Source organism: Methylocystis sp. NC52PC (genome assembly GCF_055698645.1).
The window spans coordinates 2,201,485-2,216,938 of the sequence record NZ_CP170127.1 but is presented as its reverse complement, the minus strand read 5'-3'; the positions used below and the strand labels follow the sequence as shown (position 1 = coordinate 2,216,938).

General features: G+C 61.3%; 15 protein-coding genes. 6 read left to right on the top strand and 9 right to left on the bottom strand.

What is annotated here, in order from left to right; translation table 11 throughout:
• The first annotated feature begins 248 nt into the window (after positions 1-248).
• Positions 249-773, top strand: coding sequence for a TetR/AcrR family transcriptional regulator (locus tag ACETII_RS12635; RefSeq protein ID WP_472785709.1), 525 nt, complete (start codon positions 249-251; stop codon positions 771-773).
• A 100-nt stretch (positions 774-873) separates the two neighbouring features.
• Here the strand turns inward: ACETII_RS12635 and ACETII_RS12630 are convergent, their stop codons facing one another.
• From ACETII_RS12630 to ACETII_RS12615, 4 genes are all read right to left on the bottom strand, one after another.
• Positions 874-3,339, bottom strand: coding sequence for a TonB-dependent receptor (locus ACETII_RS12630; protein WP_472785708.1), 2,466 nt, complete (start codon positions 3,337-3,339; stop codon positions 874-876).
• Positions 3,340-3,416: 77 nt separating this feature from the next.
• Entirely contained in the window at positions 3,417-3,803 is a 387-nt protein-coding gene (locus tag ACETII_RS12625) for a hypothetical protein (protein WP_472785707.1), read from the bottom strand.
• A 163-nt stretch (positions 3,804-3,966) separates the two neighbouring features.
• Entirely contained in the window at positions 3,967-4,155 is a 189-nt protein-coding gene (locus tag ACETII_RS12620; RefSeq protein WP_363346445.1) for a hypothetical protein, read from the bottom strand.
• Positions 4,156-4,620: 465 nt separating this feature from the next.
• Positions 4,621-5,001, bottom strand: coding sequence for a response regulator (locus tag ACETII_RS12615; RefSeq protein WP_363346443.1), 381 nt, complete (start codon positions 4,999-5,001; stop codon positions 4,621-4,623).
• Positions 5,002-5,476: 475 nt separating this feature from the next.
• Here ACETII_RS12615 and ACETII_RS12610 point away from each other — a divergent pair, with 475 nt between their 5' ends.
• From ACETII_RS12610 to ACETII_RS12590, 5 genes are all read left to right on the top strand, one after another.
• Entirely contained in the window at positions 5,477-6,319 is an 843-nt protein-coding gene (locus ACETII_RS12610) for a histidine kinase dimerization/phospho-acceptor domain-containing protein (RefSeq protein WP_472785706.1), read from the top strand.
• On the top strand, positions 6,316-6,945 hold the full coding sequence (gene fixJ, locus ACETII_RS12605; protein ID WP_363346439.1) for a response regulator FixJ: 630 nt from the start codon (positions 6,316-6,318) through the stop codon (positions 6,943-6,945). The genes ACETII_RS12610 and fixJ overlap by 4 nt, the downstream gene beginning before the upstream one ends.
• Positions 6,946-7,072: 127 nt before the next feature.
• Positions 7,073-7,858, top strand: coding sequence for an SDR family NAD(P)-dependent oxidoreductase (locus tag ACETII_RS12600; RefSeq protein WP_472785705.1), 786 nt, complete (start codon positions 7,073-7,075; stop codon positions 7,856-7,858).
• 11 nt (positions 7,859-7,869) lie between these two features.
• Entirely contained in the window at positions 7,870-9,390 is a 1,521-nt protein-coding gene (locus ACETII_RS12595; protein ID WP_472785704.1) for an FAD-dependent oxidoreductase, read from the top strand.
• 1 nt (position 9,391) lies between these two features.
• The gene (locus ACETII_RS12590; RefSeq protein WP_472785703.1) at positions 9,392-9,958 is read left to right on the top strand and encodes a diguanylate cyclase; all 567 of its coding nucleotides are present in this window, start codon (positions 9,392-9,394) and stop codon (positions 9,956-9,958) included.
• A gap of 39 nt (positions 9,959-9,997) precedes the next feature.
• Here the strand turns inward: ACETII_RS12590 and ACETII_RS12585 are convergent, their stop codons facing one another.
• From ACETII_RS12585 to ACETII_RS12565, 5 genes are all read right to left on the bottom strand, one after another.
• Positions 9,998-10,873 carry a manganese catalase family protein gene (locus ACETII_RS12585; RefSeq protein WP_363346431.1) on the bottom strand — a complete coding sequence of 292 codons (876 nt, stop codon included), beginning with the start codon at positions 10,871-10,873 and terminating at the stop codon, positions 9,998-10,000.
• A 75-nt stretch (positions 10,874-10,948) separates the two neighbouring features.
• The gene (gene glf / locus ACETII_RS12580; RefSeq protein WP_472785702.1) at positions 10,949-12,085 is read right to left on the bottom strand and encodes a UDP-galactopyranose mutase; all 1,137 of its coding nucleotides are present in this window, start codon (positions 12,083-12,085) and stop codon (positions 10,949-10,951) included.
• The gene (locus ACETII_RS12575) at positions 12,078-13,148 is read right to left on the bottom strand and encodes a glycosyltransferase (RefSeq protein WP_472785701.1); all 1,071 of its coding nucleotides are present in this window, start codon (positions 13,146-13,148) and stop codon (positions 12,078-12,080) included. The genes glf and ACETII_RS12575 overlap by 8 nt, the downstream gene beginning before the upstream one ends.
• A gap of 223 nt (positions 13,149-13,371) precedes the next feature.
• Positions 13,372-14,472, bottom strand: a complete 1,101-nt coding sequence (locus ACETII_RS12570; RefSeq protein ID WP_472785700.1) for a dihydrolipoamide acetyltransferase family protein — start codon at positions 14,470-14,472, stop codon at positions 13,372-13,374.
• On the bottom strand, positions 14,469-15,449 hold the full coding sequence (locus ACETII_RS12565; RefSeq protein ID WP_472785699.1) for an alpha-ketoacid dehydrogenase subunit beta: 981 nt from the start codon (positions 15,447-15,449) through the stop codon (positions 14,469-14,471). Before ACETII_RS12565 ends, ACETII_RS12570 begins: the two co-directional genes overlap by 4 nt.
• Positions 15,450-15,454: the final 5 nt, after the last annotated feature.

Below are 15,454 nucleotides of genomic sequence, written 5' to 3'. Positions count from 1 at the left end.
TTCGCTTTTCGTCCACGAGCGACGAGGAATCGGCCTCATCCGCCCTTGCTTGACAGGAATGATTGGTAGGTCACCAATTCATCGAATGCAATGGTTCGCTCGGGCGGGAGCTCCGCCTTCGGCATAATTTCGCGCATTGTTGCAAGCATGACACGCTTTGAAGGCTTGGCTGTTCGGCCGTGGCGAAAGCCGGCGGATTTTGTTACTCGTGGCGACGCGGCGGGTGAGGAGAGCCCTTGCGAGAGCCAATGATTGTGCGCGACGAAGTCAACACGGAACAGCGCATCCTGGATGCGGCGATCGAGATCGCGACCAAGAGCGGCATCAAATCGCTGACCCAACCCAAGGTCGCCAAGGCGGCGGGCGTTACGCAATCACACCTGACATATTACTTCCCGCGAAAAGCCGATCTGTTGGCGGCGGTGCTGGAGGCTTCTCACCAACACGGGCAAGCGACCCCTCCGAAAAGCCTCGATGAAGCGTTCGCGTTTCTGGAGGCGCTGATCTTCGACGCCCACCGGATGCGCTTCTTCCTCGCAGCCGTCATCGAAGCTGGAGACGAAGACGAGTTGCGCCGGGTGCTCGCCCGGCACGCCAGCACATTGGCGGATCAAATCGCGCCCTTTTTCGGCAAGAGCCGCGACGATCCAACCGTCTCGTCTTTCATCGATCGACTCCGGGGCTTGGGTATCCGCTTTCTGCTCGAGCCTGAACAACGCGGACGGCGCGGGAAGGACTTGAGGAAGATTGCAAAGGAATGTGGGCTGTTGTGACCGGAGGAGGCGTCCACGGCGCTGTTTCCGGAGCGGGCGACGTCCGTAAACGTCTCGTGGAGAAAAGGCGACGCCAAGGCGCCGCCTCCCATGATCGCCATCAAAACTTGACCGTCAGACCGGCATAAAAATTCCGGCCCATTCCAGGTACGCCAGAGTTGGCGCCAGCTCGCTTGTACCCGGAATAGTAGAAGCCGCCCAAGGGAAGCGTATAGAGCGTATTCGTTACGTTCTGTACCCCGAGGTCGATGCGCAGATTCGACCATTCATAACCGGTGCGCAGATTGAGCAGCACATACCCATTGGTGATCTGCTCATAGCGCGGGATGCTCACGACATTTTTGCCGGCGACGACCTGAACGTCGGCCCCGCTGAACCATCCGCCATACTTATGTTCGAGTCCGACGCGGGTATTGAACGGCATGATATGATAGATGCCGGTATGGCCTTTGACGAACAGGTTCGCATAGGCGTAGCAGGCGTTGTCGAAGAAGGCGCAGTTCTGTACCTGCCCCATCTCCAGGTTCTGGCCATAGGTGTAATTCGCGACGATCGTGCCATCGAAGCGGCCGAACATCGGGTCTTCGAGCAGCTTCAACCGACCGGAGAGGTCGGCGCCGTAGATGATCGCTTTGTAGTTGCGAAATTGCAGCATCTGGAAGACGTAGGGCTGCGTCGGCGTGGGGGTCGGCGAATTGTAGAGACGCGCCGCGTCGATGAAATTCTCGATGTAGCTGAAGTAGGGCGCGATCCGCGCCTCCCAGTCGCCTTTCGGATCCGCGTAGAGCGCAGTCAGGCCGACCGTGTGAGCGACTTCCGGCTTGAGATTGAGGTTGCCGACGTAGCCGTTGGCGTCCCCAAACCAATTGTTCATGAACATCGCCATCGGGGTCGGCGCCCAGGCGTAGAGTTCGTAGAGGTTGGGCGACCGCGTCTTCCGGGAGTAGCCGAACTCATATTTGCTGAAATCGTTCGGCTGATAGCGCACCAGGGCCGTCATATCGAAGTTGACGTTGGTGCGAGACCGGTTCTGGGCGTTGAAGGCGTTGGCCGCGGGCACGTCGGGGTTATTCATCGCCATCATGGCGCTCGGGCCGCAGGGCAGGATTTGTCCCATCATGACGGGACAGATCGTCATCGGCGTCGGGTCTCGCCAATCGTAAGGCGATACGGTCCCGGTGTTGAACCAGACAGTGTCGTTGCGGACGCCGAGCAGCGAGGACCACCGGTCATTCCATTGCGCGTCCCACTCCGCATAATGGCCGAGGCGGTTGCGCTTGCCGTTATTGATGTTCCAGAACGCCCCCGGCCCCATCATGTTCATCGAGGGCATATACGAAACCATGCCCATCATGGACATGAATCGTCCGGGCTGCCAATTGGCCGGCACCGGCTCCCACCAGTCATTCAGTTGGAAGCCGTGGAACTCGCTGCCGATGCGCAGAATGTCCCTTTGAGAGAATTTCTGGAAAGGAATCTCGGCCTTGACCGCATAGCCGTAGTCCGTGCCAATCGTCGCCATCGGCATGTTGGCCGGCTGCTTGTCCTGCAGAAATCCCATCTTGTGGTTGACATTGTTCCAGTAGATGCGCGCGTCGACGGCGCCCCAGTCGAGCAGGCCTTTGTACCTGCCTTCGAAGCTGTAGGCCTGGTTGCGCGTCATATCCATGCGCTGGTTCGGGAACCCCTGATAGGGAATGTTCTGAACGGCGCCCCGCAGCGAGAGGTACTGCCCGTTGTTTTGAAAGGCCAGGGTCGCCGAGTGGTTCTCTGAGATGAAATTGGTCGAAAGGATTTTCTCGCCGACCCCGCCCGCATGGTAGTTGGTCGCGCGCTGCCAGTCGCCGCTATAGAGCAGGCTCCAATTCTTGGTCGCCACATTGGCGACGCCTGAAACGCTGATCCCGTTGTTGTTGCCGCGAAAGAAGCTCGAGATCATGCCCGTGACGAGAACGGCGCCGTTTTCTCCGAAACGGAGTTGTTCGGGCCCGGGCAGATTCAGAATGGGAAGCGGGATAAGCGCTCCTTGCGGGATCGCCAGCTGAGAAGACGGCGGCGCATCCGGCGCGAAGACCGGTCCGCGTGGCTCGGCGATGATCGTGCCGCCGATCGAGTCGCCGCCGCGGCTGACGGGCATGACGCCGGAGTAGACTTCGATCCGCTCGACATTGCTGGGGCCGAGATAGGAAAGTGGCGGATTCATGTGGTTGGCGCAAGCGGACGTCGTCTGGACGCCGCCAACGAGAATCTTGATCCGGTCGTCCGCCATTCCATGGATCGCTGGCAGACTGGAAACGCCGCCAGCCTCGTAGGTGCTGACGCCGGGCACGTCGCGAAGAAGCCGCGCCGTATCGGCCGTTGGCGGCAGTTCGCGAACGATTTGCTTTTCGTCGACGACCTCGGCTTCCTTTTCCGGCGTCGGAACGTCGGTCGGATTTAACGTTTCGCTCGTCCTTTGAGCGGAGATGGTGATCGGTGGCAAGGCCACCTGAGCGTTCGCGCTCGAAAGTACGACCAAGCTCATTGCGCCGGCGCTCGCGCCGCGCATCAGATAAGTGCGAATCATGATTCTCCCCCTCGCGGCGACGAATGCGCGCGCGTTTGGTGACGGTCAGACGTGTCGTTAAGGCTTAGGCTGAGACGTCAGGAGGAAAAGGGAGGCGCCCGCGGCGAATGCGAGGAGAACCATTCGACGCCCGCCATAGGGACCGGCAGGGGCAGATCGAATGTCAGGCTCTTGGGCGCCTGCAGCCGCAGTAGGACTGTGGTCGGCGGATGGCTGATCCATTGCTGAGCGACGGCGAACAGGCAATCCACGCAGGCTGGAATATGCAGCCGCTTTACCGGAAACCCGTCTTCATCGACGTGAAATGATAAGCAATTTTGTAGGGTGAACGCCTGATCGCCCGACAGGAAGACCTGCGTCGGCGCGTGAACCTCATGGGACGCGCGGGCGACGCTCGCCAAGCCAAGCACCGTCGCCAACGCCAAGGCCAGAGAGAGTCTTGCGAGCTTGAAGGACATGCCCATGCGGTCGCCGCTTTGTTCGTCTTCTTATTTTGCGAGTATGAAGGCGGGCTTGCGATAAACAAGGGCTCAGCCTGTCGCACCTCTCTGATTTCGCTTAACCTGTTGCTCCGCCGCAACTTCCTTGATCAAAATTAAAAACCGGCGTCGCGCCCGCCATGCGACATTATCCCTGGCGGGCCTGAACAGAGGGACGCCGCGGCTGACGCCGTGCTTCCAACGCCTTGGCGAGAAAGCGCATGAAAATATGCCTGCTGTGTCCGCCTGGAAACACCAGTTCGATCCGCTCTGTCGAGGTGAGGTAGAACAAGGCGGCCCGCTCGCCTAAGGCGTCGATGCGCGAGATGTCGCGCAAGGCGATTCGCCGTCGCCAAAGCGTCGGAAAGCCTATTCGGGGCAAAAGCCGGCGGGGGAATGAGATGCTGGCGGAGTCGCAGCGAAACCCCAACAACTCGGCGACACAAGCCTGCCCGCAGAAAAGCGCGATCAGACCAGCCAGATCGCGCGCGGCCTCAGCGCCTCGAAACACATAGAGGCTAGCGAGCGCCCCCGCCAGACCGAGCCCCCAGAGGCCTACAGCAAGTAAAGACCGAACCGCGATCGAGGCGCGTTGCGCCCTACCCCCCTGCCCATCCATAACAACCCCAAGGCGAATCCCCAAATATTTCTGCCTCATTACAAGTCAGTGGCCGGAAAATGCAAGCGCCTCGGCGCTCGGCGCTAATTTGGCCCCAGTCTTAATGTAAATGAGCAAGACCCGCCTTAACCGGAGGCGTTTCTTTCGCCCGAGATGCTGCGACGCGCCGCAAAATGCGACGCGTCACGAGAGGGAGTCGAGCATGCGCTGCAGATCCTCGAATGCGGCCGGCTTGGTCAGCTGGAAATCGAAGCCGGCGTCACGCGCGCGGTCGCTGATCTGATCCTGTCCCCATCCCGTGAGCGCCACAAGCTTGACTGTGCGTCCCTCAGGCATGTCGCGCAGCCGCCGTGCGGTTTCGTATCCGTCCATTTTCGGCATGCCGAGATCGAGAAAGACGAGTTCGGGCTTGAATTGACTCAAGGCGTTGAGACCGGCTTCCCCGCCATAGGCCACGCGCACGTCCACGCCGAACGTCTCGAGGAGCATCACCAGACTGTCCGCGACGTCGTGATCGTCGTCGATGACCAGAATGCGATGAGCCGTGGTTTCGGAAGCGGTCATTGAGAGGGGCGCTCCATTTCGACTATCCGCCTCGCATCGAGCCCGTCCTTCGTCCGCGCAAGGCGACGCCCATGCGCACGTCCTGTACGATAACGACCCCCTGAACGCCGGCAAGCATAGCCGTCAAACTCATCGCCCGATGATTCGGACCCTGGCGACGATCTGACGGGTTTATCTCACCCGAATCGGCAGCTCAGCCAAAAACCCACGCGTCCTCACGGCCCCTGCCGCAATGCGCTCAAATACTGCAATAAATCTTCGAGAGATCCCGACGGGTTGCTCTCTAGGGGATTTCACTTAATTTCCTCAAGATCTCTGATCGAACTCGCTTCAGGAGCCGGGGCTTATGCAGGGTCACGCGAACAGGCGGGCCTTTTCGAAGACATTGCGGTCGACTCTTTACTTTTCCTGCGGCAAAATGTCGCTTGACAGGTGAAGCAAGAGCGAGGCCAAAGGGGTCGGCTCGAGGCCAGCAGTGACAATCCCGTTTGCGGCGACGCGGGAAGACGACAAGAACTCCCTAAGGGAGCCGAGGCTTCCCGCCGCGGGAACAGGATGGGATTCGAGTATCGTGTGTAGCGGGCGCCCACCGGTCAAGCTTGCAAACCTCGATGAGGAGCGCCTCCGCCACCGCCTCGAGGCGTTCAGCTATGGCGCTGCGGCTTTCGCCCATGAGATCAACCAACCCCTGGCTGCGACCGCCACCTATCTCAGCGTCGCAGGCCGCATGCTGGGTAAGTCGGGCGACCGGGAGATCGCCCAAATCTTGGAAAAGGCGACGGCCCAGACGCAACGGGCCAGCCGGCTCGTGGCGAACCTGCGCGATCTCCTGCCGTGCGGAGAAGCAGACAAGACGCTGGCGAGCCTGCACGCTTTGCTTGAGGAAAGCCTGGAGTCGCTTCGCGCCGACGGCGCGCCGGACGCGGTCGGCTTCCGCCTGAAGCCCGCCGCCCTGCGCGACAATGTCATGGCCGACAGGTTGCAGATCAGGCTGGCCCTGTGCAATCTGCTACGCGCCGCCGCCGCAGCGACGCGGGCGGCCGGCGGGCGGGACCTTGCCATCCGGACATCCAACCTCGACACGGACGCTATCCGAGTGGAAATGAGTGACGCAGGCTCCAACCACCCGGAACCATTCAGAGAGCCAGATTTTGAAGTGTTGACGCTAAAGAAGGCCAAAGACATCGGGCTCGGGGTATTGTCGAGCCTCATCATACTCGAAGATCACGACGGACGGATTTGGACCGCGCAGACGCGCCAGGGCGGCGCTCTATTTAGTCTCATATTGCCGCTTGAGCACTTGGACGTTACTTCATGAATGATCAGCGCGTTGTGCACCTCATCGACGATGACGCAGCCTTGCGCGACGCGGTCGGGCTCCTGCTGCGCACCGAGGGGTTCAAGGTTAACGCCTACGAATCAGCTTTGTCCTTTTTGAAGGCTGTGTCTCCGAGCGCGGAAGGCTGCGTCGTCACCGACGTGCGCATGCCGGAAATGAACGGGATCGAGCTGATCGCCAAAATGAAGGAGGAGCGCATTTCCATTCCCGTCGTGGTTCTGACCGCCCATGCGGACGTGCCGCTCGCGGTCGAGGCCATGAAGCTCGGGGCCGTCGATCTTCTTGAAAAACCCTTCGAGGACGAAGCGCTCATCACGGCGGTCGGCGCCGCGCTGGATCGCCGCAACGCCGAGGTTCATCGCAGCCGTGAATCACAGGCGATCAAAAGCCGGCTTGCGACCTTGACACGACGCGAAAACGAAATTCTCGCGGGCCTGCTCAAGGGCTTGTCGAACAAGGTGATCGCACACGATCTTGGCATCAGCATTCGCACGGCCGAGGTGCATCGCGCGAATATTATGGCCAAGATGCGGGCGGGCAATCTCGCGGAGCTGGTAAAGATGGCGCTCGCCGCCGAAGCGCCGAGCGCTACCGAAGATAAATAGCGCCCGTCGCCTCGCCAATTTCGACGCGAGGCTGATGGCGGAACATCTTCATCGCCCCCCGGTTCATCCACCGCCCATGGACTCGGTCCATCGGGCGACGCTTTCTGCGCAAGGAAAGAGCCAAGCGATGAACCCGCGTCCTCTCGCCGTGGTGACCGGCGCCTCCACTGGAATCGGCTTCGAACTCGCCAAGCTCTGCGCCGAGCGGGGCTATGACCTCGTCATCGCCGCCGACGAACCAGAGATTGAACAGGCCGCGAACTCCCTGCGCAAGGGCGAAACGCGCGTCGTCGAGATCGAAGCGGATCTCGCAACGGCGGCCGGCGTGGAAGCGCTTTATGACTGTGTAAAACGTGTCGCGCGCCCTGTCGATATCCTCATCGCCAATGCGGGCCGCGGACTCGGCGGCGCTTTCCTCGACCAGGAATTCGAGGGGATCCGGCGCGTGCTCGACACGAATGTTACGGGCACAGTGTATCTCACGCATCTGATCGGCCGCGACATGCGGGCGCGGGGAAGCGGAAAAATCCTTATCGTTGGATCGATCGCCGGCTTCATTTCAGGCTCGTTTCAAGCCGTCTACCATGGCGCGAAGGCGTTTATCTATAATTTCTCCACGGCGCTCGCCGACGAGCTGAAGGGGACGGGCGTCACCATCACCTGCTTGATGCCCGGCGCCACGGAGACCGAGTTTTTCCGCCGGGCGAATATGCTCGACACAGAAGCGGGCCGATCCAAAAAGGCCGACCCCGCCGAAGTGGCGCGCGACGGCTTCGACGCCCTCATGGAAGGCCGCCAGGAGATCGTCAGCGGCTGGCAAAACAAGCTGCTCGCGCTCGTTTCCCATGTCACGCCGGCGTCCATTCTCGCCTGGCGAAATCGCCAATTCTCGGCGCCCGACAAGCGAATGTAGGAGCGCTCGAGATGAATGTCACAGCCGAGCGAACCACACCGATCTGGGGCGCGCCCGCCATCGCTGCGGAACCCTTGCAAGGCGACCTTGAAACCGAGGTCGTCGTCATCGGCTCGGGGATCGCCGGCATGTCCGTCGCTTATGAACTGGCGAGCGCCGGCACGCAGGTGACGGTGCTCGATCGTGGCGTGATTGGCGGCGGGATGACGGCGCGAACGACCGCCCATCTCTCCTCCTATAGTGACGACGGCTTCCAGGAACTCATCAAGATGCGCGGGCTCGATAATGCGAGAGGCTGGCAATACAGCCAGGCCGCGGCGATCTCCCGTATCGAGGCTATTCAACGCGATCTCGGGGCAAACTGTGACTTCCGCCGCATCGACGGCTACCTTTTTCTTGCGCCGGAGACGGACCCCTCCGTGATCGACGCCGAGCTGGTGGCGAGCGCGCAAGTTGGCATGCTCGCCGTACGCCAAGAAGGCCTGCCTTTCGTCGGGGAGGAAGCCACGCCGGCGCTGCGCTTTCCCGATCAGGCGACTTTTCATCCATTGAAATATCTTGCCGCCCTCTCGACCGCAATCAGCAAGGCTGGGGGACGCTTCTTCGCCTTTACGCCCGTTGTGTCCGTGGAAGAAAAGAACGGCGGCGTCGACGTCGCCACGGTTGGCGGCGCGCATATCAAGGCACAGTCCGCCGTTGTGGCCACCAATGCGCCCGTCAACGATCGCTTCTCGATCCACACCAAGCAGGCGCCGTATCGCACCTATGCGGTCGCATTCGAGATTCCGCGGGGCAGCGTTCCAGACGCGCTCTACTGGGATACGCTCGACCCCTACCACTATGTCAGATTGCAGCCCGGCGAGGGCGGCGTCGACCTGCTGATCGTCGGCGGCGAGGACCACAAATCCGGTGAAAGCGACAATGGTCAGGAGCGCATCCTCTCGCTTGCGCGTTGGATGCGGGAGCGCGTGCCCTCTTTGGGCCAGGAAGTGACCCGCTGGTCGGGCCAGGTGCTGGAGCCGATCGATTACATTGGCTTCATCGGGCGCAATCCGGGCGAGAAGAATGTCTATGTCGCCACTGGGGACTCGGGCCAGGGCATGACCCATGGGGCTGTGGCCGGCATGCTGATCGCCGATCTTATTTTGCGTGGCGACAGCGCCTGGGCGCCGATCTACGAGCCGGGCCGCAAGCCGCTCCGCGCCATGGGCGAGTTCCTCAAAGAAAACGCCACGGCTGCGAAGAACTACGCTCAATATCTGACCGGCGCCGGAGAGCGATCCTCTGTCGACGATTTGCTGCCGGGGGAAGGCGCGATCATCCGAAACGGCCTTGCAAAGATCGCCGCCTATCGCGACGAGGACGGCACGCTTTGCCAGCGCTCCGCCGCTTGCACCCATCTCGGATGCCAGGTCCATTGGAACAGCTTCGAGCGATGCTGGGACTGTCCCTGCCATGGCTCGCAGTTCTCACCCCAAGGCGAAGTGCTCAACGGACCCGCAATTTCTCCCCTCGGGAAGATTGAAAGCTAGCATGCCGCAGGACCCGACCGCACTGATACTGATGTATTTCGTCGTGCCCTTATGGCTCTTGGCTGGGCTTTGCGACTACCTTTGCCATCGCGCCACCCACATTGCGTCGACGAGCGGATCGAAGGAGTCCTTTATTCATCTGCTCATGTTCGTCGAACTCGGACTGCCCCTGCTCGCGGCAATCTTTCTCGAGGTGAACGCTCTCATCATCGCCTTCATGATCATCATGTTTTTGCTACACGAAGTTACGGCCTTCTGGGACGTCAGCTACGCGGTTTCTCGGCGACGCGTGACGCCGCTCGAACAGCATGTGCATAGTTTTCTGGAGATCGTCCCGCTGCTCGGCCTGACTCTTATCGCTGCGCGCCACTGGCCGCAGTTTCTCGCTCTGTTCGGCGTTGGCGCCGAATCCGCCAGACTGAGTCTCGGATGGAAGTCGGAGCCGCTGCCGCCTGCCTACGTCGTCGCCGTCCTGACCAGCGCCGCTTTGTTGGGAGCTTTGTACCTCGAGGAACTGGCGCGGTGCCTCCGAGCGGAACGCAAGGCGCCGCTGGCCTTGCATCCATGAAGGTGTCAGGCCGCGCTACATTCGCGCGGCCCCTGGAATTCAAGCCGAGCCCGACTGGCCGAGATCAACGCCCGTCGTCGGATTGGCCGTCGGATTTGACATGGTGCGGGCCGTAAAGCTCGATAAATCGCTTTGCTCAGAGGTCGTCAAGCCCACACTCGCGTCACCCTCGCCGCCATCGACCGGAATGCCGCCGATGACGTCGTCCATCCGCCGCCACTGATCGCCGGAGTTCCACGGGCCCTCCGCATCGCCCTCTCCTTGCGAGGTGTTGACGTAAAGATTGGCGTATTCCGGCATGCCGCGCAGCTTGCCGGGCGGGAAATTCGCTTCGATGGAGTAGAGCGCCTTTTCGAAGGATTTCTGATGCGCGATTTCGCGGGTCATCAAGAAGCCGAGCGCTTCCTTTACGCCCGCGTCGTCCGTGACGTTGATGAGACGTTCGTAGATGATCTTCGCCCGCGCCTCTGCGGCGATGTTGGACCGCAGATCGCAAACCGGATCTCCGATCGTGTCGATATAGGCCGCGGTCCAGGGCACGCCTGAGGAGTTGGTCAGGGCCGGCCCGCCGCCATAAAGAATAGCCTGCGTATGGCTGTCGCCCCCCTGGGTCAGAGAGCGGTAAAGATCCGCCTCCGTCTGGGACGCCTCGGCAAGCTCGCCTTTCACGCCCTTGTTGAGCATGGCGACAATGCTGCCGATCACTTCGAGATGACTTAACTCCTCCGTTGCAATGTCGAGCAGCATGTCCTTGCGGCCCGGGTCGTCTTCGGCAAGCGCCTGGGTGAAATAACGCATGGCGGCGGCGAGCTCGCCCTGCGGCCCGCCGAATTGCTCGAGGATCAGGCTCGCCAGCACGGGGTTGGGTTCGGAGACGCGAACGGTGTATTGAAGCTTCTTGTTGTGGGTGAACATCCTCGACTCCTGTCGTCAAGCGTTAGTCGCTAACGCTTGACGACAGGCGAGGTTCCTCATCGGGCGCGCGGCGCGTTACTCTGCGGCGACCTGCGGCAGGCCCGCGACTTCAGGAAGCGGAACCTCGTGACAGATGCGCCTGAAGGTCGCGAGCGCTTGTCCGACGACCTGATCCATATTGTAATAGCGGTAGGTCGCCAGCCTGCCGACGAACCAGACATTCTCCTGCGCCAGCGCCAATCTTTCGTATTTTTTGTAAAGCTCCATATTTTCCGCACGGGGCACCGGGTAATAAGGATCGCCCGCATCGCTGGGGAATTCATAGGTCACGCTGGTCTTCTCGTGACTCTGGCCGGTAAGATGTTTGTATTCGGTAATCCGCGTGTAGGCTTCTGTCTGCGGATAATTGACGACCGCGACCGGTTGCAGCCATTGCTGGTCGAAGGTCTCGTGTTTGAATTGCAGCGAGCGATATGGCAACTTGCCGAACCGGAATTTGAAGAACTCGTCGATCGGGCCGGTATAGATTACGCGCCGAAAGGCGATTTCCTTGCGGATGTCCTGAAAGCTGGTCTGCAACATCACCCTTATGTTGGGATGCGCCAACATCCGCTCGAAGAGCCGCGTATAGCCGCCCTCGGGCATATATTGGAACGAGTCGGTAAAGTATCGGTCGTCTCTGTCTATGCGCGTCGGAACGCGGGCGGTCACAGACTTGTCGAGTTGAGACGGATCGACCCCCCACTGCTTCCTGGTGTAACCCTTGAAAAACTTCTCGTAGAGTTCGCGACCCACCGCGCTCACGACAACGTCTTCGGACGTTCGAATTTCATCTCTTTTCTCCGCGCGCGCGGCAAACCACGTGGCGAGCTCCTCGGAAGTGAGGTTCAGCCCGAACAGGCGGTTGACCGTATCGAGATTGATCGGGATCGGCACCAGCATGCCGTCGACATCCGCCAGCACGCGGTGTTCATAGGGACGCCAGCGGGTGAATTTCGACAGATAGTCGAATATCGCCTGCGAATTCGTGTGAAAGATGTGCGGGCCGTATTGATGGATTAGGATCCCCGCATCGTCGTAGCGATCATAGGCGTTCCCACCAATATGGGGCCGCTTGTCGATGACGAGGACCCGTTCACCGCGCTGCGACGCGAGTCGCTCCGCGAGCACGCTTCCGGCAAATCCGGCGCCGACAATCAGCCAGTCAAACACGACGCGCCTCCGCATTCATCTGACGAACAGGCATCTTTCGGTCAGGGATGAAGGCGTCCAACTGTCGTCTCATGCCGGCCCAGGTTTCGTCCCACGACATTCCCTCGATGAATGCGTCGACGCGCTTGATCCAGGGCGCCCGCTTGCGGCGCAAAATCATCTCGACGCGCGCGATCACGGCGTTCGCATCGTCGGCGATTTCGACCAGCCCCTGCGCGCCGTATGGCTGCTCGACGTCCCTAATCGGCGTCGAGACGACCGGAACGCCGGCGGCCAAAAACTCCGGGGTCTTTGTGGGGCTGATGAAGCGCGTCGCCTCATTGATCGCAAAGGGCATGAATCCGATGTCCCAGCCCGCCAGATAATGCGGAAGTTCGCGATAATCCTTGCAGCCGAGCCAATGAATGTTATCTGCGCGCGGCAGAGACGCCGGGTCGATCTTCGCCGTCGGGCCGATCATCACCAAATGCCACTGCGGCCTGAGAGCGGCGATACGGCGCACGAGCTCGAGGTTCATGCGTTCGTCGATGACGCCGAAAAATCCCAGTCTCGGGTGAGGAATGCCCGCCTGGTCGGCCGGATCCTCCAAGATCGTCCGCGCCTGGCGGAAGTGCGCGGCGTCGACGCTGCTCGGAAAGACGTGGACGTTTTCGTGCCTGTTGCGTTTGGCCTGATAGAGCGAATGGCCTCCGACATAAACGACGTCGCATCTCGACAGCAGTTGTCGCTCCATTTCCAGGATGCCCGGCGGCGCGCCGACGAAAGTCGAGAGCTCGTCCATATTGTCATAGACGCAACGATGCGGATTGAGGTCGTCCGTGAACCGCAGCGCCATCGGGGTATAGTACCAGGCGATCAGCCGCTTCGGCTCCACTTTCGCCACGAGCCGCGTTAGCATCGACTTAAGCTGCGCAGCCGTGTCGACGTCTTGTCCGCGTGGCAACATTGGCGTCACGACCGAAACGCCGGACTCGTCGCGTTCTATTCTGAGAACGGGCGGGCCTTCGAAATATTCAGGCTCCTCGACGTACCAAGTTCTGAATTCGCGCGCCGCGCGGCTCATGAGATGCTGAGGACGCTGGTAAACGAAGCTCCATCGTAGATGTGAAAAACAGAATAGATGCGTTGAAAACTCGGAACTCCTATTTGCAACATACGCCATCTGCTTACTCCCGGCCGCGTCTTGCTCGCGCCCACGGCTTTTCCCCTTGGCGTAACGGGAATGAACGCGCTTTGTTCCAGCTGTGCTTTTCTGTGTCGCTGGCGCAAGGCAGGTCGGGCCTGCGTTAGGCGGCGCGTTCGAGATCCGCGACGACTGCGGCAAGGAATCTGCCGGCTTCGCCTCCCGAGACGATGCGATGGTCGAAGGTCAAGCTGAGCGGAATGACACGGCCAACGCGAATTTCCCGGTTCTTGACGACGGGCTCTTCGCGCATGCGTCCTGCGCCGAGAATAGCGACCGTCGGCGGCAGGACCACCGGCGCCGCGTAGCGCCCGGAAATCGTGCCGAAATTCGAAAGCGTTATCGTTGCGCCGCGCATTTCCTCCGGAGGGATGCGCCGCGCCGCGACGTCTGCGCGCATGCGGTTGAGCCCGTCTCGAAGATCGGCTGGGCTGCGGTTGGCCACGTCGCGCAGGACGGGGACGAAAAGCCCGTCCGGCGTGTCCACGGCTATGCCGAGATCAATCTTGCTGAGAACCCGACGCGACAGCGTGGCGCTTTCGAACCAGCAATTCAGCACGGGCTCGGCCCGGCATCCTCTCACGAGAGCCTGCACGAGGCGTATCGTGATGTCCTCCCCCGCCGCCCATGCGTCCACAACAGCGTCGTCCATGATGGTTGCGGCCGCGACCTCCGCCTGTGCGAACGCCATGTTCTGCGCCATTGCGCGTCGGAAGCCGCGCAGCGGCTCCGCCGGCTCGGCCTCGCTCAGGACGCGCGCGACGCGTTGAACGTCTTCCGCCGTAATGACGCCGTCCGCGCCCGAGGGCGTGACCATCGACAGATCGACGTTCAATTTGCGGGCGAGCGCGCGAACCGCAGGGACGGCCCGAATGGCGGCGCCGCCGCGCGCAACCGTCGCCGGCGCGTCGCTGACGACGCTCGCCCCCGTTTCCATTGCGCCGACCACCGTGCCGGCGTCATCTTCCTTCTCGCCTTCAAAGGCGAGGAGCGGCGCTCCGACTCGGATGATGTCGCCCGCCTTGCCGAACATGCGCTCGATGACGCCCGCCTGCGGCGAGGGTATTTCCACGACGGCTTTCGCGGTTTCAACCGCCAGAAGCGGCTGATCGGCTGAAACCTCGTCGCCTGGCTTCACACGCCATTCGACGAGCTCGGCTTCCTGAAGACCCTCTCCGAGATCCGGCAAACGAAAGGTTTTCATGCTCCCTCCATCAGCCCCCGCACCGCGTCGACCATGCGCTCCACGCTCGGAATGTATTGCTTCTCGAGTCGTGACAGCGGCACCACCACATCATAAGCCGTGACGCGCTTTACCGGCGCGAGCAGGGAATAAAGCGCGCGCTCGGCGATTTCCGCGGCGATTTCCGCGCCGAATCCAGCCGTGCGCGGGGCCTCGTGGACAATGACGCAGCGTCCCGTCTTTTCGACGGATTGCAAAATCGTTTCGATATCGTAGGGCTTCAAAGTCGCAACATCGACGACTTCGACGTCGATCCCCTCCAGGGCGAGCGCATCGGCCGCACGCATGGCTTCCGGAATCATCGCGCCCCATGCGATCAACGTCGCGTCGCGTCCTTCCCGGCAGATGAAGCACGTGTCGAGCGGCAGGCTTTCGCCATTATCGGCGACCTCCTGCTTGAACAGACGATAGAGTCGCGTCGGCTCGAGGAAGACGACGGGGTCGGGATCGCGGATCGCCGCCAGCAACAGCCCATAGGCGCGCGCCGGCGAAGAAGGGATCACGACGCGCAACCCCGGCATGTGTGCGAAAATCGCCTCGGGACTTTCCGAATGATGTTCGGGCGCATGAATGCCGGCGCCATAGGGCGAACGCAGCACCATCGGGCAGGTAAGTCTACCGCGCGTCCGATTGCGAAGCCGAGACGCATGATTGATCATCTGATCGATTGTCGGGTAGATGAACCCCGTGAACTGTATCTCGGCGATGGGCTTCAAACCCATGGCCGCCATGCCGACTGCAACGCCCGCAATTCCGCCTTCGGCGAGCGGCGTGTCGATCACCCGGCCGCGGCCAAAGCGCGCCTGCAGCCCGATGGTGGCGCGGAAGACGCCGCCGTTGGCGCCAATGTCTTCGCCGAGGAGAAGCACGTTGTCGTCGCGCGCCATCTCGCAAGCGAGGGCGGCGTTAATCGACTCGACGAGATTGAGTTCTGCCATTTGGA